This window comes from Enterobacter cloacae complex sp. GF14B, assembly GCF_004136805.1.
In the GTDB taxonomy this organism is placed as follows: domain Bacteria; phylum Pseudomonadota; class Gammaproteobacteria; order Enterobacterales; family Enterobacteriaceae; genus Enterobacter; species Enterobacter hormaechei_C.
This window is the reverse complement of sequence record NZ_QFRV01000188.1, coordinates 1-2,625: the sequence shown is the minus strand read 5'-3', so window position 1 is coordinate 2,625 and position 2,625 is coordinate 1. Positions and strand designations below refer to the sequence as shown.

General features: G+C 39.8%; 3 protein-coding genes. All 3 read left to right on the top strand.

What is annotated here, in order from left to right:
* On the top strand, positions 1–575 hold a 575-nt coding region (locus DD606_RS24490; protein ID WP_219824228.1), incomplete at its 5' end, for a hypothetical protein.
* A gap of 6 nt (positions 576–581) precedes the next feature.
* The gene (locus tag DD606_RS24485) at positions 582–1,745 is read left to right on the top strand and encodes an endonuclease/exonuclease/phosphatase family protein (RefSeq protein WP_129259368.1); all 1,164 of its coding nucleotides are present in this window, start codon (positions 582–584) and stop codon (positions 1,743–1,745) included.
* On the top strand, positions 1,742–2,625 hold an 884-nt coding region (locus DD606_RS24480), incomplete at its 3' end, for a reverse transcriptase domain-containing protein (RefSeq protein WP_139158357.1). The genes DD606_RS24485 and DD606_RS24480, both read left to right, overlap by 4 nt.

The window sequence follows — 2,625 nt, the reverse complement described above, 5'->3', positions numbered from 1 at the left end:
TGAAAGAGGAGAAATTTGACACTATGAGCCGGGATGTATCCGACATGAAAAATGTATGCACAAACAAGTCTTGGGCTGATGTATGTGGTAGCAATGTGGTTTCTAATTCCTCACTCATGCAAGCTATGGCTCAAACAAAGAATGTTGAGAATGTGGATGTGGAGGAGTTGAAGGAACGGGAGCGACGTTCCAAGATCATTGTTATTCGTGGAATTCCCGAAGAGAAGTTAGAGACACCTCCTTCTCTTGCCATTGTTATTGAAGATTTCTTCAAAACCCACTTTGGCATGTCCGGAGTTATGGTCTATGGAGCACATAGAGTGGGGAAGCAAGGAGCTCCTCACTCGGGAGAACGGCCAATTGTATGCACCATGCCGGATGAGACCGAGCGAAAGATTATCCTTGATAATAGTTGGATCTATTTGAGGGATACAAAATGTTTTGTATGTGAAGATCGCACTATTAAGCAACAAAATATGCGTCGCAAGGCATATGAGGAAAAGAATAATAAAAACAAGGAGATCTCTCATGAAGAAAATGTGCCCAAGGAGGAGGCAAGTCTCTCAAGCAAATAGGGATGCGTGACCTATGAGACCGAGTTACAATTGAAAATATGCTTTTGGAATTGTAATGGATACCCATGGAATGCGGGGGTTGGCATTGATGAACTAACAAGCAAAGCCGATGTTGTACTTCTTGTTGAAACTTGGGAGCATGATACACAAAGGATTAACGGCTTGGAGGATTACAATGTACATTCATTGATGTGGTCAAAGAATCTCAAGCAACGAAGAGGACAAGGAGGGGTAGCATGTATGGTTAAGAAAGGATTGGAAGATTTTGTATCAATTGTGAAAGATGACAAGTACAAACGTTATGTATGGCTGAAAATTATGACACCAAAAAGAACACCCATTTGCTTCATTCCTCATCATGATTTACCCTTTTATGCTTGCATGGATAGAGATCAACCATTTTCTGATTTGGAAGAGGACATTGCTTATTTCAAAGGTGAAGGTGATGTTATTGTATTTGGGGATATGAATGCTCGCACAAAAACATTGCAACATGATACTCAACAATTTGATATGCCATACATTTCAAGGGAGTTGGAGGAAGTTCACTTGTATGATTGTACTTCAATGGATGAGAAAGAGCCGGATCACTATGGAAAGTTACTTTTACACATGTGTAATAGCACGGGTATGCTCATTGCCAATGGTGTATCTTTGTGGAGTGGAACCAATGGATTTACATGTAGAAAACATAATGGGGATAGTGTGATTGACTATATGCTACTCTCCAAAGCCATCATGTATCGCATAAAGAGTTTTATGTTTGGCCAATGGACTTCAAAATCAGACAATTGGACCTTATGTATTGACCTTGCATGTGGAGAAGCAACTAAGCATGATAATCTCACCCAAAGGGAAGAGAAGTTATCACTATGTATGGATTTCAAACGGGCACCAATGTACATTGAAATGGTTGAGCAAAAATTATGGATGACAAAGCTTCAATATGATGCACCATTGGAAACTAAATGGGAAGCTTTCAAGAAAGTTATTTGTTCTTGTGCCAAAGAATGCTTTGCCATAAAGCATCTCCATGGTATCAACAAAGATAGATCATGCAAAAGGTGGTTTGATAAAGAATGTCAAGATGCTCGAAAGTCTTTGATAAAGCTTGATGCAACTATGGACAAAGACAACTATCAAAGTCATTGCATACATACAAGGCATTGATTCAAAAGAAGAGAAGAAGATGGGAAGTAAAGCAACAAGAATTTCAAGTCCAAGAAAAGGCACATGCATGTGGAAGATTTTGGAGAAACTTGAGGGGCAAGCGGGTTGAGAATTTTGGTAACTTGAGTCTAGTGGATATATACACACAGTGTAGGCAATTATATGAGCAAGAAAATACTGAAAAAATGCCATTTTATGGTTCACTCCCATGTATGCCGTCTTTTTTTACTATTGAGGATGTATGCGGTGGGCTTGAAAAGTTGGCCACTCGCAAAGCGGGAGAACTTCAAGGTATCAAGCTAGAAATGATTAAATGGACGGGAGATTTTACCCATGAGTGGATGTGTGATATCTTCAACCTTGCACTTCAACGTGGTGTGCCTTGTGATTGGAGCACTAATTGGGTCAAGCCTTTGCATAAAGGAGGGGATGTAAAGAATGTAAACAACTACCGGACTATAATGATTGGGTCTCTTATGGAAAAGTTGTTTGGGTGCATAATGGAGATAAAATTGAGTGATTGGGCTGAAGAGAATGACAAGCGTGCAAAGGGACAAGCGGGTTTTCGTCGATGCCATAGCACCATTGATCATCTTGTCACTCTTCGTGTTCTCATGGAGGAAAGTCGGTTGAAAGACAAGCGATTGTATTGTTTTTTTGTGGACTTTCAGAAATCCTTTGATATGATTCCACGTAACAATTTGTGGAGAATGATGGAAGAACTCCAAGTGACAAGTGAGTTTATGCTTGAGGTTTCTCAAATCTATGAGAAAGTGATGTGTCAATTGCGCATGGAAAGAGGAGAAATTATTGTAAGCACTATTGGGATTAAACAAGGATGTCTGTTGTCACCAACACTCTTTGGTCTATGCATCAATCA